Consider the following 22,797-nt stretch of genomic DNA (forward strand, 5'->3'; position numbering starts at 1 on the left):
GCAGGCTCAGTCGATCACGGTTTCCTGGCCCGGTAAAATCTGAACCGGCACAGGGATTTCGGCGCCATCGAACAGCACTTCGTACCAGCCCGGTTTCAGCGGGATTTCCGCCCCGCCGGCTTGCCCCCGGCTGATCAGTTTTCCCTTCTGATACAGCGCGAATCCCAGCTTGCGGGTCTCGCGCAGCGCTGCCAGCAGATCCGCGCCCGAGTCGGCCTCGATAAAGATACCGCCACCGGCCTGCGCCCAGCTGTGGAACGTGGCGCGGTCAATTTCAGGGTCCAGAGCAAAGCTGACCACATCCACCTGCGTGTCGATACCCGCTGCACGCAGGGCCTGAATTTCCGCCAGCGGGTCGCCCTCGCAGGTTTCTTCGCCATCGGTGATCAGCAGGATGCTGGCGGGGCCTGTCCAATTGGCCAGATCCTGCCGCGCCGCCCTGAGCGAGGCGCCAATGGCGGTTTTTGCCTTGTTCTGTGGACGGATCAGCTGCACCTGGGCCTCTGTCTGGCTCAGATCGGCAGAGGGGGCGACGGCCAGGCGGGTCTGGCAGGATTCAGGTGGGCCGCCAAACACGCGCAAGCCCACGGACAGGGGCTGCTCTTTGGGGCTTTGGGCGGACAAACCGGCCAGAAAAGCGCTGACCGAGTCGCGCGCGATCTCGATCCGGCGGCGTCCGTCCAGCCGTCTGAGCATACTGCCCGAAGCGTCGAAGATAATCAGCATGGCAGCAGGGCGCGCGGCCGGGTCATCGTTCTGCGCGCGGGCCGTTTCCAGCACGCGCAGACGTCCGGGCTCAAGGCTGACCGGCTGCGCGCTGGCCGCGATCCGGTAAGATTTGGGGCCCAGCAGGCGGGCCGCGACACGGGCGTACCCGGTCGAAATATCCTCGCTGCGCAGCACGGGCCAGACCTCGCCGCCCGTCGCCCCCGCCCAGAAGGCCGCAGCATGTTGCGCGGTGGTCGGATCCTGCCACATCCCGCCCGAGCTGACCTTGATCACGTAAATCCGCGCGCCCGAGGCGGCCAGTTTTTGCGGCAACTCCCCATGATAATCGCTGTCCGCGTCGGTGATCAGCACGATCGCGCGGCTGCCCTCTTGATCTTGCAGTTTGTCGGCGGCGTCGATCAGGCTGGCCTCGGCTGTGCTGGTGCCCTCGCGGGGGTATGTGGCCAGGGCCTTGCGCAGCAGAACCGTGTCCGAGAACCAGTCCCGCGTCGCCCAATCACGCCCCAGAGCCCGGAAATTCACGCGGTCCCGGCCCGGTTGCAGCGCATCGGCGAAATCAATCACCCCGCGGCGGATCAGCGGCAGATACCCCAGCACCGAGGGGCTTTGATCAATCAGGAAAACCGTGTTGCGGCGGGACTCTTGGATTTCCACACGATAGTGCCCAGCCGTCAGGGCAAAGCTGTGCAGCGTGACCTGCGGATCGTCAGGGCGTTCGGACGGAAGCGGGTCAATACGCGTGCCCGTCCCATCCCTGAGCACCACGGTCGGCACAAATCCCGGCGCGCCCTGGGTGCGGATGTCCAGACGGGCGGCGGGCTGTGTGATTTCCAGGCTCCAGATGTCCTGATGCCTGGCGAATTCGACCTGTCCGGGCTGAAACTTGTCATTCAGCGGCAGCGGGCGCACGCGCTGCGCGCGCTGTGTCTCTGACCGGGGGGCAGGAGGCGTGCGCTGTGTCGCATACTGCCCGTAAGTGCCTAACGCGGATAGATAATCCTTGCCTTCGGGGCGTTCCAGAACCGCGATATGAGTCGGCAGGTGCAGCTGCGTGGTTTCCGGGTTTTGGGCCTGAAAACTGATGCGCAACCCGCGCAGAGGCAGCGTGCCGGGCCAGGGCAGCTGTATGATTTCTCCGGGTTTTGGGGCGGTTGGCAGCCCGATTGTAACGGGCTTGGCGGGGGCATCCAGCGGCGTGTTCAGCAGCGGCTGGACCACGGCAGTTGCTGCGAAATTCGGCGCATCGGGCAGGGTGTGCGGGTAGGTGAACTCCAGCGCTGCCAGCTGCGCAGAGCGGGTGTTCAGGAAGCTGAAAATCACGTTGTGATCGGCGGTGCCCTCGGGGGCGATCAGCTGGTTTGCCGGCTGGTCGGGCCGGATCGGAGCGTGCAGAAAACCGGGGCCCAGCAGATGCTGACGGCCGCCGCTGGCCCAGCCACCCAGCCTGCGATCGGCCAGATTGAGCGGCCCCAGCCCCGAATGGCCGGGCTGGGCGATGACTTCGAATCCGTTCACGGCGATCTGCCCGGTCGGAGGCCGCCGCCGATCCAGCGCTCGGAGCCGGACAAAACGCGCCATCCGGGGCCCGTCTGGCAATGTGTAATAGGCGGTTTGCCCCCACAGATCATGGGTGCCGGTCAGGGCCTCGGCCCAGCTTTGGCCATCGTGCGACAGATCGACAGCAAAGCGGTGCAACGCGTCCCCTGCCGCCAGCATCCGTGTGTCAATCGCGATGCCGGCCACGGGAAATTCCCGCCCCTCTGGTAAGGCCAGAACCGGGGCCAGACTGTGCGGGGCGTTGTTGGCGGACAGATAGGCCTCTTGGTCCACAGGGGGGGTGCCCTGCGCAATCACGCCGTTCAGCAGCACAGGAAAACCCCGCGCCTGCGCCGGGTTGCCGCGGGCGTAGTCTCCGGTTTCGTCAATCTGGGCCGTGTCGGTGGGCAGCCATCTGGCCCCCAGCGCGGCCTGAGCCAGGTTGATGCCACCTCGGAGCGCGTCGGGCACGTGTTTTGCCTGTGCCGGAGCCTGAGCGGGGGCCTCGGGCGTGGCTGCAAACGCCACAGGCGCAGACCCCAGCGCCTGCCCCTGCGCGTCGGTGATCGCCACAAACACGGGCAGTTTTCCGGCGTTCAAATCCGGCGCCGCAGCAAAGACCATGGGCACGGTTTGCACCTGCCCCGGCCCAAGCGTCAGGGCCTGAGCCGACAGGTGCAGCGCCGGATCGGCAGACCAGCCCTGCAAACGGCCCTGAATTTGCCGATCCGACAGGTTGCGGATCGTGACGGGCAACTGGCCGGACTGCGCAAAGCGCGAGAAAGCCCGAAGCGTCGGAGCAACCGCAGACATCTGAGCGGTCTCGGCGTCGCCAAACGGGTTCACATAGTCGATCGCAACGCTGTATTCGGCGGGGCTTGGGTCCAGCGGAAGCAGTCGCAAGACATGCTCGCCGGGGGGCAGCAGGACCGTTTTCTCCAGATGCGGGGCGGTGGCTTTTTCGCGGTGAAACCCGGCAGAAGAGGGCCGCCCGGCGCTGCTGATGTCCAGCTCATACCGCGCGCCCGCCGGAGGGCTGACGGTGACGCGCATTTCCGCCGCGCGTCTGAGGTAAAATCCGAAATGATCGCGGTCCCCGTCGCGCAGCGTACCAACCAGCGGTGTGCCAATCGTCAGTCGGCGGGGCTTGGCGGCGTCATCGTTCGGTTCGCGCTCGGAATTGGGCCGGGGCGGGCCAAGCGGTTTGGCCAGAACGCGATAGTCCCCAAGGCCGCGCAGGCTGATCTGCGCCGTCCCCGCCGGCAGATAGAGATCGCGCGCCGGTAAACGGGGCCCGTGACGGGCATTGCGCCGGATGTCTGCGGCTGTCTCGCCCAGGGCATCCGTCAGCAGAGCCTGGCTTACCCCGTCGCCCGTGACTTGCAGTCGCCACATCTGCGCGACATCCCCGGTCAGAAAGGCAAAGCTGTCGCGCTCTTCTTGGGTCAGGTGTCCCTGAACCAGAACGCGACCGTCCAGCGGCGGCCAGCTGGTCGGATCCTGGTTGGGTTCGGGGCGGGCGCGTTTGGGTATCGCGATTTCACGCGCACTCAGCCGGTAGCGCGTGCCCTCGGCGCGGCCACGGGACAGCACCAGATCGCCTGCCACGGTGGGCGCGATGTTCAGATCTGCGCCGGTCCAGCATTCCTCGCCCTGCGGTGCGTTCAGACATAGGCGCAGGGGGGCTTCGGCCTGTAGCGACAGCGCATAGCCCCTCTGATCCGGCAGGGCAGGCAATTGAAAGGTGTCGCGGTCCGATCCGTCCAGAATGGCCTGAATTGTCTTCCCCACGGGCAGGGGAGAGGGCCGGTTGTCATCCACCTCGTGCCCGGCGTCATCCGAGCGCGAAATTTGCAAACGCCAATGGCCGGGGTGGTCTGGCGGGGCGTTGCGCGCACGCAGGCAAAACTGTGCATTTTCAATAGGTTTCAGCCCGGTCAGAGCGATCCGCCCCTCGCCTGCGCGGCGGGCCAGTTCCTGGCCTTCTGCGGTTAGCCAGAGTTCAAGATGCTGCTGCGGCGCACCGATCAGGGCGATATCATGCACTTGCGGGCTTTCTGGCGTGCCCGCCGGCAAATCCGGGGTCAGGCACAGGCTGCCTGGCTGCGCGGCCCCGGCGCTGTCGGGGCCGATTTTCTGATCGTCGGTGACGAACACAGGCGCGGCCAGGCGGCGAATGCGCAGGCTTGTCCGTGTCTGGGCCATCGCGGCCAGCCCGATAAAATACGTCCCCGGCACCAGCAGACTGGGCCGCAGCCGCGCCACCCGGTCCCCCATCCCCAAAGAGCTGTCCGACAGCAGCACCTCCCGCTTGGTGGCCTGCCCCTTTTCATTCAGGCTCAGCCGGTTCAGCTCGATGGTCAGGCCGATCGGCTGCATCGCCTCGGCCGAGATTTCATACAGCGCGGTCGGATCGTCGGCGTCCAGCTGAAACAGGGCAGATCCGCTCAGATCGAGCTGCGTTTCATAGCTGCCATCTGGCGGCAGGGCGATGTGCCGGGCCGAAACCGGAGGCGTATCAGGCTGCGCGCCGGGCATGGCGGACAGATCGACAAGCCCCTCGGACAGGCCGGGCATGGGCAAAAGAGCGATCAGCAGGGCCGAGACAGCAATACGCATGATCACCGCCCCAGAACCGTGTTGCAGACGCCCTCGGTGGCGGTGCCGGGGATCAGCATGACCGAATCCAGAACGAATTCGAATGTCACGCCCACAGCCAGACCGCCAAGCGCGCTGAGCCCCAGGCCAGCGATGGCCACGCCGGCCCCGGCGCCGATGGCCCCGCCGGCGACGGCCAGCATACTGTTCCCGACCAGACAGCACCCCGTCATGTCGTCGTCGCCCGCGTAATTGGCCTGACAGTCATTCCCGCCCTTGATCGCAAAGGCCATCGCGATGCCCAGGCTGATGGCTCCGGTCAGATATTCCACGAATTCCGAGCCCCCGGCGGCGCTCATCCCCAGGATATGCCCGGTTGAGGGATCGAACCGCCACCAGCGCAGATCCGAATCCTGCCCCACCAGTAACAGCGCCCGCCCATGTTTCAGATCTGCGTTCATGCGATCCGTGGTCAGCGTGTCGATTGCGCGCCCCTCCAGCCAGTTTTTCAGATCGCCGGGGCTGCGCAGCACGGTTTCGACAGGGCCCTGCATCCAGAATTCCGAATTGTCCGAGGTGGAGAAGTATTGCTCGATCAGGGTTTCTTTCAGGCCCTGCCGCAGGGCCTGTTCGGGGGCGGCGATCAGGTGCCCGCCCGTTTGCTGCCCTTCTGCCTGTTGCGTGGCCGTCCCCTGCGTGCGCGCCAGCCCCATCACCGGCGCGTGCAGAATATCCATCCGCGTGACCAGCAGCCCGGCCTGGGTTGTCTGCTCGAAAGCGCGGCGCATACTGACGAAGGCCCCGGTGCGCACGGCGCGGGCCTGAGGGTGAAAATCGGGGGCCAGCATCTGCCCCAAAAAGGCCATGTCCGACCAGGGCATCGGGGACGTCCCATAGCTGATGGCCCCGGTTGCGATCAGCTCTTCGGCAGAAGTCTGTTGGCGCATCAGGGCTGCGTAATACGGGATCTGGCCAAGCGCCTGAGCCTGGCTGCGCAGCCCGGCAATCGTCCGCCACGCGCCGTTTTCAGCGCCGGTTCTGATGTCCACGATGCCTTCGAACGTGATATGAGAGCTGGCGGTTTCCGGCCTTTCATCGCGGAAATCGAACAGGCGGCGGGTCTCGTCCCGGCGGGGCAGGCCAGGGCCCCAGGTGCTGATGGTCAGCAGAGCGCCGGTCAGACGCGGGGCCCCTTGGCCTGGGGTGTTTTCGGGGGCTGAGGTATCGCTCAGAATGCCCTGCCCCCCTGCCAGCTTGCCTGAAATCGTCTGGAAAATGTCGGGGCCTGCGGCGGCATCCGCCGCTTTGACCGTCAGCCCCAACAGGCCAAAGGCGCGCGCGTCCGGCGCGGCCTGCCCATTCAGAACGGGCACGAAATAGGGGGCTTCCTGATCCGTGCCGACGGTGGCCGGGGAAATGCCGATGGTTAGTTGCCGCAAGGCTTGATTGGCCACCGGGGTCTCATAGGTCTGCATCAGGGATTCGCGATGCAAGCGCCCGGCCTCGTGGCGTTCGATATCCATGCGGACCGCGATTTTATGCAATTGCTCTTGTGGCACCTGATCGGCCAGATACGCGGTGGGCTGCACCTGCGGTGCGCGCAGCTTACCGAAGGCCGGATGCACGTCGATCCACGCGTCCGAGGGCGTTTCCCGATACCGTACCCACACGTAATTCCGAGCGATTTCAGAAAGATGCGCCTTCAGGTTTGGGGGGGCGTGCAGCTGGTTTTGATCCAGGGAGTGCTGCAAAAGACGCGCCTGGGCGTCGATGGTCTGACGGGGATTGTGGGATTGTCCGGCCAGCCGCGCACGTTCGCGAGCCACCCAGCCAGCCCCCAGCGCAGGGGTCAGCAGCGTCTCTAGCCTGTCCTCGGAGATCAAAGGCGCGAATCTGGGGCGCGGGGCCAGAGCCTGCCCCAGCAAGCGCTGCGCATCCTCGGCAGATAGGGCGCCGCGCACCAGCTGGGCCTCGCCTGCCATGGTGTTGATCAGCCCGGCCAGCAGAACGGCCTGATCCCAGGACGAGCCGGCCTGCGCCGAAATCGTCCCCGAGGGGCCGCGCAAAACGCCCAGGTAGGGATCATAATGGATTTGCGTCCGGACGTGCTCGGCGGCGGCCGAAATCTGATAGTCCAGATGGTCGGCCAGGGCCTCGAGGTCGTGGAGATGCGCGGGGATACTGTCAGCGAGATCCCTTAGAATCTGGCTGTTCCGCGCGACGCGGGTTTCAAGATCGGGCGAGAGGGTGAAAGCCTGGCCGATATGCGGAAACACAAGGATCAAACAGGCCAAAACGGCCTTTGGAATGCGCAGCATTAAGGGCTCCAATCGAAATGGTTGCAGACCTTTCAGGGCAGTAATTGGCCTGCGTAAATGCCCATAGATAAGGGGGGCAGGTCCGGGCTTGTCAATTCAAAAATCCATTAAAAACATGGGCCTATGGAAATCCATAGGTGTCAACCGGCAGGGGCGGGGGCTGCCCGCGCGCGGCCTAAAGGCTGATTTCACCCGACATGATCGCCTTGGCCAGGGCCTCTTCTCGGGTGGCGGCCCCCAGTTTTTTGCGCGCGCCTTTCAGGTGCAGATCGACCGTGACACTGGCCAGCCCGATCTGATCGGCGATTTGGGCCGTGCGCAGCCCTTGCGCCAGCCAGAGCAGGCATTCGCGTTCGCGTGGGGACAGGCATGAGGGCGGCGGGGCGGTCTGCGCCGCGCTTTCTTGAAAGGACTGATGCACCAGCAGCCCGGCCAGATGCAGCCCGGCCCCGTGTTCACGCAAGAGCGCCTCGTATTCCGGGCGGGGCAGGCACGAGCCGAAGTTCCAGCCGCCGAAATGCCCCGCATTGGCCCGCCGCACCGTGCAGGACACCCCGCTGCGCAGCCCGGTCTCGCCTGCCTGGCGGATAAATTCGGCCTCCTCCGCGGACAGCATATAGGCATTTTCCTGAACATAATCGCGCCCGGTGGGGACTGGGGCCAGGGTGTGGCAGGTCTTGAAAAAGGGGTCGGTGGCGGCCAGCTCTGCCTCTAGATAGTGGTCGGCCCACCAATCGGGCATGGCCGAGAAAATCATCGGCCGATCCTGCGGAGCCGAGGGGCGCAGGTACATATAGATCGGCAGATCGACTCCCAGCCCGGCCAAAAAGCCGCGTGCCAGATGCCATTTGCTGGCCAGATCAAGGCAATGATCCAGATCCGCGCGCAGAGCCAGCAGGGATTCGGCGCAGGGGGCGCTGGCCCCGTTCGGGCGAATGATATGATACCGGTTCTGCAATGCGCTCTCGGGGTTTCAGAAGTCCTGAACAGATGCGCCCGCAGTTTGTGGCGCGACGGGCCAAAGTCAACACGCAGGGCGGCATGGGGCGGCGTAAACGCCCGAATGCGGACAGTTTGCTAGACTGTTGCGAAAAAATTCTGCCTGACAGTAATTTTTTGCTTGCCCCCGGAATTGAGCCAGCCGCAACATCGCGTCACGTAAACAAAGGAAGCCGCCCCCCGTGAGCTATAAGATCGCGCTGAACCAACAGACCTGGGTGTTCGAGGGGCTGGCTCAGGTAATGGCCAAGGCGACGCCTGCGCGATCGGGGGATGCGCTGGCCGGGATTTGCGCGCGCAGCGATGTGGAACGGGTGGCCGCGCAGATGCTGCTGGCCGATCTGCCGCTGGATGTCTTTTTGCAACAGGCGCTGATCCCCTATGAACAGGACGAGGTCACGCGGCTGATTGTGGACACGCATGATACGGCCGCTTTTGCCCCCGTGGCGCATATGACGGTGGGCGCGTTTCGCGACTGGTTACTGTCGGATGCGGCGACGGGCAGTGCTCTGGCCCGTCTGGCGCCCGGCATTACCCCGGAAATGGCCGCCGCCGTGTCCAAGCTGATGCGCAACCGTGATCTGATCGCCGTGGCCCGCAAGATCGAGGTACGCAGCGGGTTTCGCACCAGTTTGGGGCTGCCGGGGCGGATCGGCTCGCGTTTGCAGCCGAACCATCCGTCGGACGATCTGCGCGGGATCGCGGCCTCGACGCTGGATGGGCTGTCCTATGGGGTGGGCGATGCGGTGATCGGCATCAACCCGGCGACGGATAACATCCCCACGGCCTCGGCCCTGCTGGATATGTTAGAGGAGCTGCGCACCCGCTATGACATCCCCACCCAGACCTGCGTTCTGACCCATGTGACCAACAGTTTGCAGATGATCGAGCGCGGCGCCCCCGTTGATCTGGTGTTTCAATCGGTGGCCGGTACGCAGGCCGCGAACGAGGGATTCGGCGTCACCCTGTCCATGCTGCAAGAGGCGCGCGCCGCCGCGCTGAGCCTGAACCGCGGCACCGTGGGCAATAATGTGATGTATCTGGAAACGGGGCAGGGCTCGGCCCTGTCGGCCAATGCGCATCACGGGGTGGATCAGCAAACGCTGGAGGCGCGCGCCTATGCGGTCTGCCGGGCGGTGGATCCGCTGATCGTGAACACGGTGGTGGGCTTTATCGGGCCGGAATACCTCTATGATGGCAAAGAGATCATCCGCGCGGGGCTGGAGGATCATTTCTGCGGTAAGCTGATGGGCCTGCCGATGGGCTGTGACGTGTGCTATACCAACCACGCCGAGGCCGATCAGAACGATATGGATGTGCTGATGACCCTGCTGGCCGATGCGCGCGCCCATTTCCTGATTGCCGTGCCGGGGGCCGATGACATCATGCTGAATTATCAAAGCCTGTCCTTTCATGACATTGCCTATCTGCGCAACAGTTTCGGGCTGCGCGCCGCGCCGGAATTCGAAGCCTGGCTGCAAGCGGCCGGTCTGGTGGATGAAAATGGCCGGTTGGGCTCGGGGAGCGGCGCGCTGCACCTGCTGGAGGGGCTGGCATGAGCGATCTGCCTCAAAAAGACCCCTGGGCGCGGCTGCGCGCGGCCACCCCTGCGCGGATCGGGCTGGGGCGCAGCGGGGCGGGATTGCAGACGGGCACCAATCTGGCGTTTCAATTCGCCCATGCCCGCGCGCGCGATGCGGTGCACCGGGCGGTGGATCCGGTGGCCCTGGCGCAGGAGCTGGCCCCGCATCCGGTGATCCAGCTGACCAGTGCCGCACCGGACCGGGCCACCTATCTGCGCCGCCCGGATCTGGGCCGCATGTTGTCCGCAGACAGTCAGGATAAGCTGCGCGGCTATGAAAAGCCCGATGTGGTGTTTGTCATCGCGGATGGGCTCTCGGCGGATGCGGTGCAGGCCCATGCTGTGCCGGTGGTGCGGGCCTCGGTCCGGGCTATGCCCAAGATACAGATCGGCCCCATCGTCATCGCCACCCAGGCGCGTGTGGCCATCGGGGATCAGATCGGCGCCGCCCTTGACGCGCGTCTGAGCATCCTTCTGGTGGGCGAGCGTCCGGGGCTGACCGTGGCCGACAGCCTGGGGGCCTATCTGACCTATGCGCCGATGCCGGGCCGCAAGGACAGTGATCGCAATTGTCTGTCAAATATCCACGGGCAGGGCGGGCTCAGCTATGGCGAGGCCGCGCACAAGATCGCCTGGCTGACGCGCGAGGCATTGAAACTGGGCCTGACAGGCACCGGCCTGAAAGAAGAGGCAGGCCCGGCCCTGCCAGCCTGAAGCCTCCTTTCGCGACGTCAGGACAGCGCCTTGCCAAAGCGCTGCCGCGCAACCCGCAGCGCCGCGGTGAAAATCAGGTAATAGACCCAGGTCACCAGCACGGCGGGCTGATCGCTGATCAGGTAAATCACCCCGATCGCCGGCCCCGCCAGCAGCGTGTTCCACAGGGCGAAATCCGAAAGTTTGCGTTCAGGGATGGTTAGGCGGGCCTTGCTGTCCTGATAGGTCAGCAGCCGCGGAAACACAAAGAGCAGCGCCCCCACCGCCATCACCCATACCGCATCGGTCAGCGCGGTAGCAAAGAACACCGGGGTGGAGAACCGCAGCAGGGACATCTGGAAAAAGGTCATCATTTTGAACTCTTCGCGGGTCAGCAGGTTATGCGCCAGAATGGCCGCCCCCAGCAGCGCCAGCACCCCCCAGAAGGCCGGCATTCCCAGCAGCCCCAGCACATAGCCCATCGTCAGAACCGTCCCCAGCCGGACCAGCACAAAGGCGGGATAGAAAGGTTTGGGATAGTCCACCTGGATCCGGCGGCGCGGGGTGCTGTCATGGCGCAGCCCCCAGGTGTCATTCATCAGATAGCCCAGCTCATATACGGAAATGAACGCCAGATAGCCGGTGAAATACAGCGTCAGGATCAGCCCCAAGGAGGCCTCGGTCAGCCCCGCCGTCAGGATCAGCCCCGGCGCCCACAGTGTCAGCGCGTTGAATCCGAACCCGCGCAGCCCCTTCATCCGTGAAAAATAGGCATACAGGAACGGCACCAGCAGGATGGCGTGGTTGCGCTCAGTAATAAAGGGTTTCGGCATCGGGATAGGCCTCCATCCAGGGTTTGGGGTGTCGAGGCGCGACCAAAATGGCCAGATCGGCGGCCCGGATCAGGTCAGTGTCGCTTTTGTTATCGGTCATCACGGCCAACGCATCGAAAGAGCAGACAGCCTGAACGGCGCGCAGTTTGTGGCCCTTCAGATCGGTGGTCAGGCGGCCCGTGCAGATGTCCCCGTCAAAGGCCAGCGCCGAAGCGACCCAGGGCAGGGATTTCGCCTGGGCGATGGCAGAGATCACCACATCCAGACTGTTCGAGGCCAACATTACCTGCCAGCCCTGGGCCTGCATCCGGGCCAGCCGTGCGTGCGTTTGCGCGATCTGGCGGGTCGCTTCCAGATGGGCGGCATAGGCCTGCGCGCTTTGGGACAGCGCGGGGCGGGGCTGCCCCTTCAGGCAACGGATATAGCCCTGGCGGAACAGATCGCGGCGCAGCGCCTTGCCCAGGGCGATCACGGCCATTCTGAACGGGGATTGGCGCAACGCTTCCAGCAGGCGAAACCGCCAGGGTCGGTGCCCCGTGCGCGCCGCATGAAACCGCACGAACCCGGCGGTCGTGTTATCGGGATACAGCGTGCCGCACACATCGACGGCCAGCAGCCGCGCGCTCATGTTGCCAGGGCCTTGTAGATGTCGAAATAGTTGCGCGTTGCGCGTTCCAGCGAAAACGTCCGGGCCGAGCCGGCCTTGATCTGATCGCGGCTTAGCAGATCGCCGGCCATCAGATCGGCGCAGGCGGCTATATCTGCGTCTGTTTCTCTGCGCAGAACGGCGCCGTTCTGGCCATCGGTCACGATACGCTCGATATCGCCGATCCCAAAATTCGACACAACGGGCAGCCCGCAGGCCAGATACTCGCCTACCTTGGTGGCCGACACCCCCAGGCTGGAGCGTGTGCTGACGATAAAAGACAGCCCCATATCGGCGGCATTCAGCAGGGCGGGCACCTGATCGTGCGGTACGCGGGTGCAGATCAGCTCGTCTTCGGACAGGGAAATGCCGATGTCGCGGGCGGCGGCAATATGCTGGGCCGCTGTGTGATTGCCGATGAACAGCATCCGGCAGGGGCCTTTGCGCGCGCGCAGCGCAGCATAGAACCGATAGACCAGATCCATCCGATAGAGCCCGCTGGCCGAGCCCAGATAGCTAACCACCGTTTCTGCCGGCGCAATGCCCAGATGCTGGCGTGTGGCGGCGCGCAGGGCCGGGTCATGGCGGAAATGGCTCTGATCAACGCTGCACGGGATCACATGCACGGGCGCCCCGCGATAATCGGGGTGGGATTGCACCACGGCCTGCGCATCCTGGGTAAGCACAACGATGGCGGCAGCGCGCTGAAAGGCCATGCTCTCTAATTTGCGAAACCGCCCGATCAGCGCGCGGCCCTTGGGAGAGGCAGGATCCCAGAACCCGCCCTCGATCCGCTGGTCGATCCAGAACCCGCGCATGTCGAAAATCCATGGCAGCCCGTGACGCCGCGCCGCCGCCAGAATCGCGGGCAGGGGCATGTAGCTGCGGCAATGCAGCAGGCTGGGACGGTCGCGCCGGATCATCCGGTCCAGCCGATTGGACAGGCGAAACGGCATGGCCAGCCGGTCCAGCCGCGCCCAGGGGCCGGTCTTGCGCCAGATGGGGCGATGGGCGATGCCGCTGTTTCGAATGCCCTGTACCTGTGCCGGGTCTTGCCAGTTCTGGCGGTTTTCCACGGTCAGGGCCGAGACGGCGACTCCGTTGCCGATCAACCCGGACAGATAGGGCATGACCTGCGCCTTGCCGATATGATCTGCCAGCCCGTTATTGCTGACGAAAATCGAGGAAATCTGCGGCATCAGGGGCAAAGTCCTTTGGGGGCTGCGGGCGTGCTATGGCATTGATAAGAGAGGCCCCAGGCCCGAACAAGGTGTTTCTGCCCCCTAAGCCAGAAGCGCGGCCAGCCCCATCGCGGCCAGCAGCAAAAACAGCGTTGTCAGCCCCAAAACGCGCAAGGCGGTGTGGCCGGTGCGGAAAATCTCTTGGACATTGGACAAAAGCCCGATGGCCGCAATCGAGACATAAAAAATGCTGCGCGCGCCGTGGGATGCGCCCGCCGTCAGCCAATCGGGCACAGGCACCAGGCTGGCCAGAATGGCCAGAGCGATAAAGACCACGACAAACCAGGGCAGGCGGATCGCGCCTTTGGTGGCGCTGCGCCGGGCCAGCATCACGGAAAGCGTCAGCAACACGACAGGCAGCATGGCCACGCGGATCATTTTGGTCAGGACCGCGATCTCGCCCACCTCGTCGGATACCGAATAGCCCGCGCCGACAACCTGCGCGACGTCATGGATGCTGGCCCCCAGAACGAAACCCTCCTGTGCGGCGTCAAAGCCCATGGTCTCTAGCAGTACGGGATAGGCGACCATGCCCAGCGTGGAAAAGGCCGTGGCGGTCAGCACGATTGTCATGGTCTGGCTGCGGTGCTCTTTCATGCCCGGCAGCAGCGATGAAATGGCCAGCGCCGCCGAGGCCCCGCAGATCGACACGGCCCCCGCCGCGACGGTGGCAACAGGCAGGGGCCAGCCCGCGCGCCGCCCGATCGCGATGCCCACCCCCATGGTGGCACCCAGCAGGCCGATCACGCTTAGCACCGCCCACAGGCCCAATTGGGTAAAGGTTGTGGCGGTGATCGACAGGCCCAGCAGCGCCACGCCGATCTTCAGCAAAGAGGCGGCTGTGAACTCCAGCCCCGGACGAATGCGCGGATCCTGCGCCAGAAAGGACATGGCGATCCCAAGCAGCAGCGCAAAAGGCATGACCGGCGCGCCATACCGCTGGCTCAGCGACAGCGCGGCCAGGCAGATGATCACCGACAGCCCCAGCCCCGGCGCGATCTCGCGTATCCGGGCCAGACCATCGCGCGAAAAGGGCAGAGTCATGAAACGCGTCCTTTTGGATTGTCTGGAGGCAGACTAGCCAACATGGCGCCACGGGCAAGGGCCCGAAAACGACGGTTTCCACGCAGTCGCGGCGCGCTTAGCTGTCTGCGCGGGGGCTGCGCCCGGTCCATTTGCGATAGGCGCGGAAAAAGGCACTGGGCTCGCTATAGCCCAGCTGGCTGGCGATGTCGGCCACGCTATGCCCCGGCTCGGCCAGCAGTTTTTGCGCGCGGGCCAGGCGCAGATCGTCCTTGATGGCCAGATAGCTCTGCCCGTCGGCCCTAAGTTGTCTGCGCAGCGTGGCCGGAGACAGTTTCAGCCGCCCGGCCAGCGTCTCGAAATCGGGCCATTCGGCGGGGGGGCGGTCCGACAGATGCTTGCGCACGCGGATGGCCCAGCTTTGATCGTGACGGAACCGGACCAGAATATTCGCCGGTGCCTCGCTTAGAAAGGTCCGCAGCGCCGGATCGTTCCGAATGACGGGCAGGCTTAGATGTGCGGCGTCGAAACGCAGCATGGTTTCGGGGGCATCGAACCGGACAGGCGCGCCAAAGAAATGCAGGTATTCGTGCCGGTGCGCTGGGGCCGGACAGGCAAATTCCAGCCCGCGCAGGGGAATACGCCGCCCGACCAGCCAACAGGTGACCCCCATCAGCAGCAGCCAGTAGGTCCGATAGGCAAAAGCGGTTCGGGGCACCTGGGCGGACAGCGAGATCCGGGCCTCGCCCTCACGGATGTGCAGGCTGCCGCGCGGATCGTCCAGCACCACGTTCAGAAAGCTAAGCGCCCGGTGCAGGGCCTGTTTCAGGGTTCGGGTGTGCAGCACCGCATGGCACATCAGAGCAAAACTGCCAGGGCGCATGGGGCGGGCGGCCAGGCCGAAAAACTCATCCTGCATATCCTGGGCAATCTGCCACCAAAGCTGACCGTACAGCAGGTTTGACACGGGGGTTTGTACCGGATCGCTCAGGCGTAGCCCGCGCAGAATGGGGCCCGGATCGCGCCCCGCCTGCCGCAGGCAATGCAGGGCATCCTCGACAAAGACGGCAGAGATCTGGGTGGCGGACATGGGGTACATGTACTGGCATTTTCGATCAGTAATCAAGATCATATGCGTCATTGTTTGCCACTCAGTTGCGGCTAATCTGGCGCCAAAGGGATGGAGGATTTGCATGAAAATCGAAGGAAAGGTGATCCTGATCACCGGCGCGGGATCGGGCTTGGGCGCAGCGGTGGCCGAGATGGTCACCGGGGCGGGCGGCCGCGTGGTGCTGGCGGACATCAACGCATTGGCGGGCGCAGCGATGCAAGAACAGCTGGGCACGGCGGCGAAATTCGTCAAAACCGATGTCACCAGGGACGAAGACGGGCGCGCGGCGGTTGCGGCGGCTCTGGATGGGTTCGGGCGGCTGGACGGGCTGGTCAATTGCGCCGGGATTGCGCCGGGGGAAAAGATCGTGGGGCGCAAGGGCGCGCATGATCTGGACACGTTCGCGCGGACGGTTTCGATCAATTTGGTGGGCAGTTTCAACATGTTGCGCCTGGCAGCCGAGGCAATCGCCCAGCAAGAGCCCGACGTGGGCAAAGAGCGCGGGGTGATTGTGAACACGGCCTCGATTGCGGCCTATGACGGGCAGATCGGACAGGCGGCCTATGCGGCCTCGAAGGGTGGGGTGGCCTCGTTGACGCTGCCTGCCGCGCGTGAGCTGGCGCGCTCGGGCATTCGTGTGGTGACCATCGCGCCGGGGATTTTCGCCACACCGATGATGGCCGGAATGCCAGCCGAGGTGCAGGACGCGCTGGGGGCCTCGGTGCCGTTCCCGTCGCGTTTGGGCGATCCGGCGGAATATGCCAGTATGGTGCGGCACATTTTCGAAAACCGGATGCTGAACGGCGAGGTAATCCGGCTGGACGGCGCGCTGCGCATGGCGGCCAGATAATCGCAGATAAGGAAGAATGACATGACAGATCCAATCGTGATTGTGGGGGCGGCGCGCACCCCGATGGGCGGGTTCCAGGGGGATTTCGCAGGGGTCGAGGCCTCGGTTCTGGGGGGGGCGGCGATTTCGGCCGCTGTGTCCGGCGCGGGGCTGTCGCCCGAGGATGTTCAGGAGGTGGTGATGGGCTGCGTTCTGCCAGCCGGCCAGGGCCAGGCCCCCGCGCGGCAGGCGGCCCTGAAGGGCGGGCTGCCCCTGTCTGCGGGGGCCACCACGGTGAATAAGATGTGCGGCTCGGGGATGAAGGCGGCGATGTTCGCGCATGATCTGCTGCGGGCGGGCAGCGCCGATGTGATGGTGGCGGGCGGCATGGAAAGCATGACCAACGCCCCGTATTTGCTGCCGAAAATGCGAGATGGCGCGCGGATCGGGCATCAGCAGGTGATGGATCACATGTTTCTGGACGGGCTGGAGGACGCCTATGACAAGGGCCGCCTGATGGGCACCTTTGCCGAGGATTGCGCCCAGTCCTATCAGTTCACCCGCGAAGAGCAGGACAGTTTCGCCATCACCTCTTTGACCCGCGCGCAAAAGGCGATCGAGGACGGCAGTTTCTCCGCCGAGGTCAGCCCCGTGACGCTGAAAACCCGCAAGGGCGACGTGACGGTCAGCATCGACGAGCAGCCGGGCAAGGCGCGTCTGGACAAGATCCCGATGCTGAAACCGGCCTTTCGCAAGGACGGCACGGTGACGGCGGCGAACGCGTCCTCGATCTCGGATGGGGCGGCGGCTCTGGTGCTGATGCGCCAGTCCGAGGCCGAGCGGCGCGGCCTGACCCCGCTGGCGCGCATCGTCGGGCACACCACCCATGCTCATGCGCCGAACCTGTTCCCGACGGCGCCGATTGGCGCGATGCAGAAACTGTCAGACAAAACCGGCTGGGCCCTGGGGGATGTGGATCTGTTCGAGATCAACGAGGCCTTCGCCGTGGTCGCCATGGCCGCGATGAAAGAGCTGGACCTGCCGCATGACAAGGTGAACGTGCACGGCGGGGCCTGTGCCCTTGGCCATCCGATTGGTGCCTCGGGGGCGCGGGTGATGGTGACGCTGCTGGCCGCTTTGCAAAAATACGATCTGAAACGCGGCGTGGCCTCGTTGTGTATCGGCGGGGGCGAGGCCACGGCCATCGGCCTGGAAAGGATCGCGTGATGCTGCTGGACGAAACCACCGAAATGATCCGCGATGGGGTGCGGGCCTTTGCTCAGGAACAGCTGGCACCGGGGGCGGCGCAGCGCGACCGCGATCACGCCTTTCCGCGCGCCGAACTGGCGCAGATGGGGCAGCTGGGTTTCATGGGGATGCTGGTGCCCGAGGAATTCGGCGGCTCGGACATGGGCATGGTGCCCTACGCGCTGGCGCTTGAGGAAATCGCCGCTGCCGACGGGGCCTGCTCGACCATTTTGTCGGTGCACAGCTCGGTTGGGTGCGTGCCGATCCTGAAGTACGGCACCGACGATCAGAAGAGGCGATTCCTGCCGAAAATGGCTGCGGGCGAATGGGTGGGCGGCTTTGCCCTGACCGAGCCGCAGGCGGGCTCGGATGCGTCGGGGCTGAAAACCCGCGCGCGGCGGGATGGCGATCACTATGTGATTGATGGGGCGAAACAATTCATCACCTCGGGCAAGAACGGCGACGTGGTGATCGTGTTCGCCGTCACCGATCCGGAGGCGGGCAAAAAGGGCATTTCCGCCTTTATCGTGCCCACCGATACGCCGGGCTACGAGGTGGTCTCGGTCGAGCATAAACTGGGGCAGCACAGCTCGGATACCTGCGCGCTGGCGTTCAGCAATATGCGTATTCCGGTGGAAAACCGGCTGGGCGCCGAGGGCGAAGGCTATAGGATCGCGCTGGCCAATCTGGAGGGCGGACGGATCGGTATCGCCGCGCAGGCGGTGGGCATGGCGCGGGCCGCCTATCAGGCCGCGCGGGACTATGCGCATGAACGCATCACCTTTGGCAAACCGATTATTTCGCATCAGGCGGTGGGGTTCAAACTGGCCGACATGGCCACCCAGATCGAGGCCGCGCGCCATATGGTGCTGCACGCGGCGCAGCTGCGCCAGGCGGGCAAACCCTGCCTGACCGAGGCCTCGATGGCCAAGCTGTTTGCCTCGGAAATGGCCGAGAAGGTCTGCTCGGACGCGATTCAGATTCACGGGGGCTATGGCTATCTGGCCGATTACCCGGTCGAGCGGATCTACCGCGATGTGCGCGTCTGTCAGATCTACGAAGGCACCAGCGAGGTGCAGCGCCTGGTGATCGCGCGCGGGCTGTAATCAGACCGCGACGGGCCGGTCCAGCCCCTGCACCAGCTTGGGCCCGCGATGGCGCAGATGCTCTAGAAAACTGGCGATATGCGCGATTTCGCGGGCCTCGCGTCGCCAGCACCAGACGAAATCGAACTGCGCAGGCTGGCCGGAGTTGCAGAGCAGCTGGCTGACCGGGCCAGAGGCGTCGCCGATCTTGGCGCGGGGCAGAATGCCGGCCCCCAGCCCCAGCCACGTCCATTCCTGAATAACCGGATAGCTGATCGCATAGCCCGGATACACGGGCAGCGCCGCGCCATCGTCCTTGAACAGGGCCTGAAGCGAGGCATTCAGCCCGCAGCCTCCGCCCGTCAGGATCACCGGGGTTTGGGGGATGTCCGCCAGCCGCAGGGGCGCGGGTAGCGCGCTGCCGTGCTGTGGCAGATAGACCAGCGGATCGCTGTAGAAGCTTTGGCGCTCCAGCATGTCGGGCACGACGCGTTCGGGCAGGACCGCCAGATCAATCGCGCCATTTGCGATACGCTCGGACAGATCGTCCAGCAGGCATTCCTTGTAGAAGATGTCCAGCGGGCCGTGCAGGCGCTGAAACGGTTGGGTCACAGCGGTGACCATACGCATGTCCACAAGCGGAGAAATCCCGATACGCAGCAGTTTTTGCTGCGGGTTATGAAAGCTCTGCGCGGCACTGGCGGCTTCGGATTGCGCGGTCAGGATGGCCTGTAGATAGGGCAGCATATGGCGGCCAAAGGGGGTCAGATCCACCTGGCGTGTGGTGCGGGTGAACAGTTTGCCGTTCAGTTGGGATTCAAGCTGAGCCACGGCATTGGACAGGGTTGGCTGGGTCGCGTTGCACTCTGCAGCCGCCTGGCTGAAGGACCGGGTGCGCGCAATCGCGCAGACGAACTGAATCTGTCTGAGCTTCATGGCGCAAGCTTAATTCATTCAACTTATCTATCAATCATATTTTTTCATATGATTTCTCTTTTTCTGGCGCGCGGCCCAGGATGCTGTCATTCAAAACGTATCAGGAGACTGAAATGAAACGGAAATTCTTGGGTTCAGTGGTGGCGCTTGCCTTGGCCGCCCCTGTCTATGCGGGGGAAATGCTTAGCGATGCGCAGATTATTGGCATCTACAGTCAGGTGAATAGCTTCGATATCGAGACGGCCTTGCTGGGCGAGCTCAAAGGCCATTCGGACGATGTGCGCGCGATTGGCAGCATGGTGTCGGGCGATCATTCGGGGGTGCGTCAGGCGATCCATCAACTGGCCAGTGAGATGGGGGTTCAGCCCGTTCTGCCCCCCGCCCGGATTGAGGCCGCGCAGGATCATGACACCGTGATCATGCAGTTGCGCGGGCTGGAGGGCGCGGCCTTCGATGCGGCCTATCTGCGGCACGAGATCGCCTTTCACACCGCCGCGATTCAGGCGGTCGAAGGCCTGCTGATCCCCGAGGCCGAGGATCCCCGTCTGCGGGCGCATTTCCAGGCCGTCCTGCCGGCGTTCTACCATCATCTTGAGGTGAACCAGAAGGCCGCAGGCACGCTGGGTGTTTCGGTGGACTGACCGATTGTCCGCGCCGGGCCACCCGGCGGGGGCATTCAACACGGCAGAAGATTTCCCACAAAGGGGCTGGACGCTTTCCGGAGGATGCGGCGCCCGCGCGGATGGGTGCGGCCCAAGAACGGCCCAGAAGCAGGCCGCGGCTTTCGCTTCGTTGGAACCTGCGCTAGCCTGCCCGGACAGGAGAGCGAGGAAACAGCCATGGAAATGAATGACGAACGGGTGATCCGGGCGGATCGCGACACGGTTTGGGCCGCATTGCTCAGCCCCGAAGTTCTGAAAGAATGCGTATCCGGCGCACAAGAGGTCACGGGCTCGCCCGAGGAGGGGTTCGCAGCCACGGTGGTGCAGAAAGTCGGCCCGGTGAAGGCGACATTCAAAGGCACGGTCACCCTGTCCGATATGATCCAGGGCGAAAGCCTGACCCTCTCGGGAGAGGGCAAAGGCGGCGCGGCTGGCTTTGCCAGGGGCGGTGCTCGGGTGACGCTGGCGGATGTCGATGAGGGGGCCACGCGCCTGACCTATGCGGTAGAGGCCAAGGTCGGCGGCAAGCTGGCGCAACTGGGCAGCCGCCTGATCGACAGTTTCGCCAAGAAGATGGCCGACCAGTTCTTTGAGCGTTTCCAAGAGGCGCTGGAGGGGGCCGAGGACACGGACGTGCCTGCCGCCGATGACGAGAAACCCAAAGGCTGGTTTCGCAAACTGCGCGGCAAATAAGCCACGCTTTTCCCGGATTGCGTGACGGAACCGAAAATTCTGGGGCGGGCCGGGGGCAGTTTGCCGCTGCGTGCCTTGTTTGTGACGCCCGAGCATTCTAAATGGGCCTTTATGAAGCGTTTCATTCCTTTTCTGAAGTCGCCGCCGCGCGTGGCGGTGCTGCGTTTGTCTGGTGTGATCGGCACGGGGCGCGCGCCGCTCAATGATGCCGTCCTGGCCCCCGTGATCGAGCGGGCCTTTCGCAAAGGGAAACCCCAGGCCGTTGCGCTGATCATCAACTCGCCCGGTGGCTCGCCCGTGCAATCGGCGCTGATTGCCGCCCGAATCCGCCGTCTGTCCGAGGAAAAAGACATCCCCGTTCATGCGTTTATCGAGGACGTTGCCGCCTCGGGCGGGTATTGGCTGGCCGCCGCAGCGGATCAGATCTGGGCGGATTATGGCTCGATTGTCGGATCCATTGGGGTGATTTCATCGGGCTTTGGCGCGCATGAATTCATCGCCAGACACGGGATCGAACGGCGGGTCTATACCTCGGTGAAATCCAAATCCATGCTGGACCCGTTCAAGCCCGAAACCCCCGAGGACGTGGACCGCATGAAGGAAATCCTGGGCGACATGCACAAAGGGTTTGAAACCTACGTGCGGACCCGCCGCGCGGACCGGCTGAGCGATAACCCTGACCTGTTTACCGGCCGCGTCTGGCTGGGCGAAAAGGCGCAGGCGCTGGGGCTGATCGACGGGCTGGCCCATGTCGAACCCAAGCTGAAAGAGCTATATGGCGAGAAGGTCAAATTCCTGCGCTACGGCCGCAAACGCGGGCTTTTGCAACGCTTCGGCGCGCAGCTGACCCAGGATGCCCTGGCCGGGATCGAGGAGCGCGCGGCCTATGCGCGTTTTGGCCTCTGACGTGATTTTCAAGATCATCTCTTTTTTTCTGATCGGCATGGCGGTGCTTGCCATTTTTGGAAAGATGCGCTTTCCCGGTCAAAAGAAACTACAATCCGCCCGCTGCCCCGATTGCGGCCGGTTCAAGATCGGCAAGGGCCCGTGCCCCTGCCGCAAGGGAGTGCGCTAAGACATGGACTGGCTGTTTGCTGCTGTGGGGCTTGTGATCCTTCTTCTGGCGGGGGATGCGCTGGTCAAAGGGGCTGTGAACCTCAGCTTGCGTGTGGGTATTCCCGCGCTGATCGTCAGCCTGACGATCGTGGCCTTCGGCACCTCGGCGCCGGAGTTGCTGATCTCGATCACTGCGGGGCTGGAGGGCGTGCCGGGCATTGCCCTGGGCAATGTGGTGGGGTCGAACACGGCGAATATCCTGCTGGTGCTGGGGGTGCCTGCGCTGCTGGCAACCATGCACACCGGCGCCTGCGAATCCCGCAAAAGCTATGTGATGATGCTGGCCGGTTCGGTCCTGTTTATCGGTCTGGCCTTTCTGGGAGAGTTCAACATTGCCACCGGCCTGATCCTGCTGGCCGCGTTGGCCCTGGTGCTGCTGGATGCGGTCCGTGATGCGCGCGCGCACCGGGCAGCGGGGCAGGATGCCGAGCTGGAAGAGCCCGAGGGCGCCGATCCCGACATGCCCTGGTGGAAAATCTGCATGTTCCTGGCGCTGGGTCTGATCGGCCTGCCACTGGGGGCGCAGCTGCTGCTGGAGGGCGCTGTGAATATCGCCCGCTCTTTTGGTGTCAGCGAAACCGTTATTGGGCTGACGCTTGTTGCTCTTGGCACGTCCTTGCCCGAGCTGGCGACAACCGTGATGGCGGCGCTGCGCCGGCAGGCGGATGTGGCGCTGGGGAATGTGATCGGGTCGAACATGTTTAATCTGCTGGCGATCATCGGGATTGCCTCGCTTGTGGCGCCGATCCCCGTGGATCCTGCATTCCTCAGGTTCGATTTGTGGGTGATGCTGGGCGCGTCGGTGCTGCTGTTCCCCTTCGTGTTCATGAAGCGCGATATCACGCGGGCCTGGGGGGTGATCTTGACCGGGCTGTATCTGGCCTATGTAATTGTGGTGTTGATCTGACATTGAAGGAAA

Annotated in this window: 19 protein-coding genes; 10 read left to right on the top strand and 9 right to left on the bottom strand. The window is 64.3% G+C overall.

The features are described 5' to 3' along the window. Positions 1 to 6: 6 nt before the first annotated feature. From ACP15O_RS00505 to ACP15O_RS00515, 3 genes are all read right to left on the bottom strand, one after another. Entirely contained in the window at positions 7 to 4,884 is a 4,878-nt protein-coding gene (locus ACP15O_RS00505) for a VWA domain-containing protein (RefSeq protein ID WP_425094070.1), read from the bottom strand. 2 nt (positions 4,885 to 4,886) lie between these two features. Further along, positions 4,887 to 7,181 carry a hypothetical protein gene (locus ACP15O_RS00510; RefSeq protein ID WP_425094071.1) on the bottom strand — a complete coding sequence of 765 codons (2,295 nt, stop codon included), beginning with the start codon at positions 7,179 to 7,181 and terminating at the stop codon, positions 4,887 to 4,889. 175 nt (positions 7,182 to 7,356) lie between these two features. Beyond that, entirely contained in the window at positions 7,357 to 8,139 is a 783-nt protein-coding gene (locus ACP15O_RS00515; protein ID WP_425094072.1) for an autoinducer binding domain-containing protein, read from the bottom strand. A gap of 223 nt (positions 8,140 to 8,362) precedes the next feature. Here ACP15O_RS00515 and ACP15O_RS00520 point away from each other — a divergent pair, with 223 nt between their 5' ends. Beyond that, a complete protein-coding gene (locus tag ACP15O_RS00520) occupies positions 8,363 to 9,739 on the top strand; it encodes an ethanolamine ammonia-lyase subunit EutB (protein ID WP_425094073.1) in 1,377 nt (458 codons plus the stop codon). Continuing rightward, positions 9,736 to 10,476 carry an ethanolamine ammonia-lyase subunit EutC gene (eutC, locus tag ACP15O_RS00525; RefSeq protein ID WP_425094074.1) on the top strand — a complete coding sequence of 247 codons (741 nt, stop codon included), beginning with the start codon at positions 9,736 to 9,738 and terminating at the stop codon, positions 10,474 to 10,476. The genes ACP15O_RS00520 and eutC overlap by 4 nt, the downstream gene beginning before the upstream one ends. Positions 10,477 to 10,493: 17 nt before the next feature. On the opposite strand, the gene ACP15O_RS00530 is transcribed toward eutC, so the two are convergent. From ACP15O_RS00530 to ACP15O_RS00550, 5 genes are all read right to left on the bottom strand, one after another. Next, positions 10,494 to 11,288 (bottom strand): hypothetical protein, encoded by a 795-nt coding sequence (locus ACP15O_RS00530; protein WP_425094075.1) that lies wholly within the window; start codon positions 11,286 to 11,288, stop codon positions 10,494 to 10,496. Further along, positions 11,266 to 11,916: a haloacid dehalogenase-like hydrolase gene (locus ACP15O_RS00535; RefSeq protein ID WP_425094076.1), complete on the bottom strand. Its 651-nt coding sequence runs from the start codon at positions 11,914 to 11,916 to the stop codon at positions 11,266 to 11,268. The genes ACP15O_RS00530 and ACP15O_RS00535 overlap by 23 nt, the downstream gene beginning before the upstream one ends. Beyond that, positions 11,913 to 13,133 carry a glycosyltransferase gene (locus tag ACP15O_RS00540; protein WP_425094077.1) on the bottom strand — a complete coding sequence of 407 codons (1,221 nt, stop codon included), beginning with the start codon at positions 13,131 to 13,133 and terminating at the stop codon, positions 11,913 to 11,915. Before ACP15O_RS00540 ends, ACP15O_RS00535 begins: the two co-directional genes overlap by 4 nt. A gap of 84 nt (positions 13,134 to 13,217) precedes the next feature. Further along, the gene (locus tag ACP15O_RS00545) at positions 13,218 to 14,219 is read right to left on the bottom strand and encodes a YeiH family protein (protein WP_425094078.1); all 1,002 of its coding nucleotides are present in this window, start codon (positions 14,217 to 14,219) and stop codon (positions 13,218 to 13,220) included. A gap of 97 nt (positions 14,220 to 14,316) precedes the next feature. Next, positions 14,317 to 15,339, bottom strand: coding sequence for an AraC family transcriptional regulator (locus ACP15O_RS00550; RefSeq protein ID WP_425094079.1), 1,023 nt, complete (start codon positions 15,337 to 15,339; stop codon positions 14,317 to 14,319). 52 nt (positions 15,340 to 15,391) lie between these two features. On the opposite strand from ACP15O_RS00550, the gene ACP15O_RS00555 reads away from it, so the two are divergent. From ACP15O_RS00555 to ACP15O_RS00565, 3 genes are read left to right on the top strand one after another with little or no spacing between them, the layout of a single operon-like run. Next, the gene (locus ACP15O_RS00555) at positions 15,392 to 16,159 is read left to right on the top strand and encodes a 3-hydroxyacyl-CoA dehydrogenase (protein WP_425094080.1); all 768 of its coding nucleotides are present in this window, start codon (positions 15,392 to 15,394) and stop codon (positions 16,157 to 16,159) included. 21 nt (positions 16,160 to 16,180) lie between these two features. After that, the gene (locus ACP15O_RS00560) at positions 16,181 to 17,365 is read left to right on the top strand and encodes an acetyl-CoA C-acyltransferase (RefSeq protein ID WP_425094081.1); all 1,185 of its coding nucleotides are present in this window, start codon (positions 16,181 to 16,183) and stop codon (positions 17,363 to 17,365) included. Then, entirely contained in the window at positions 17,365 to 18,492 is a 1,128-nt protein-coding gene (locus tag ACP15O_RS00565; protein ID WP_425094082.1) for an acyl-CoA dehydrogenase family protein, read from the top strand. The genes ACP15O_RS00560 and ACP15O_RS00565 overlap by 1 nt, the downstream gene beginning before the upstream one ends. On the opposite strand, the gene ACP15O_RS00570 is transcribed toward ACP15O_RS00565, so the two are convergent. Beyond that, complete coding sequence (locus tag ACP15O_RS00570; protein ID WP_425094083.1) at positions 18,493 to 19,407, bottom strand: LysR family transcriptional regulator; 915 nt, start codon at positions 19,405 to 19,407, stop codon at positions 18,493 to 18,495. Between the two features lie 113 nt (positions 19,408 to 19,520). Here ACP15O_RS00570 and ACP15O_RS00575 point away from each other — a divergent pair, with 113 nt between their 5' ends. The 5 genes from ACP15O_RS00575 to ACP15O_RS00595 all read left to right on the top strand — a co-directional run bounded on the left by ACP15O_RS00575 (position 19,521) and on the right by ACP15O_RS00595 (position 22,785). Beyond that, a complete protein-coding gene (locus tag ACP15O_RS00575) occupies positions 19,521 to 20,048 on the top strand; it encodes a DUF4142 domain-containing protein (RefSeq protein WP_425094084.1) in 528 nt (175 codons plus the stop codon). 198 nt (positions 20,049 to 20,246) lie between these two features. Further along, on the top strand, positions 20,247 to 20,762 hold the full coding sequence (locus ACP15O_RS00580; RefSeq protein WP_425094085.1) for an SRPBCC family protein: 516 nt from the start codon (positions 20,247 to 20,249) through the stop codon (positions 20,760 to 20,762). A 111-nt stretch (positions 20,763 to 20,873) separates the two neighbouring features. Further along, positions 20,874 to 21,668 (top strand): S49 family peptidase, encoded by a 795-nt coding sequence (locus tag ACP15O_RS00585; RefSeq protein WP_425094086.1) that lies wholly within the window; start codon positions 20,874 to 20,876, stop codon positions 21,666 to 21,668. A gap of 1 nt (position 21,669) precedes the next feature. Then, positions 21,670 to 21,837, top strand: a complete 168-nt coding sequence (locus ACP15O_RS00590) for a hypothetical protein (RefSeq protein WP_425094087.1) — start codon at positions 21,670 to 21,672, stop codon at positions 21,835 to 21,837. A gap of 3 nt (positions 21,838 to 21,840) precedes the next feature. Continuing rightward, positions 21,841 to 22,785: a calcium/sodium antiporter gene (locus tag ACP15O_RS00595; protein ID WP_425094088.1), complete on the top strand. Its 945-nt coding sequence runs from the start codon at positions 21,841 to 21,843 to the stop codon at positions 22,783 to 22,785. Positions 22,786 to 22,797 lie beyond the last annotated feature (12 nt).

The organism is Youngimonas ophiurae (nom. illeg.) (genome assembly GCF_049803795.1).
Taxonomy (GTDB): domain Bacteria; phylum Pseudomonadota; class Alphaproteobacteria; order Rhodobacterales; family Rhodobacteraceae; genus Thalassobius.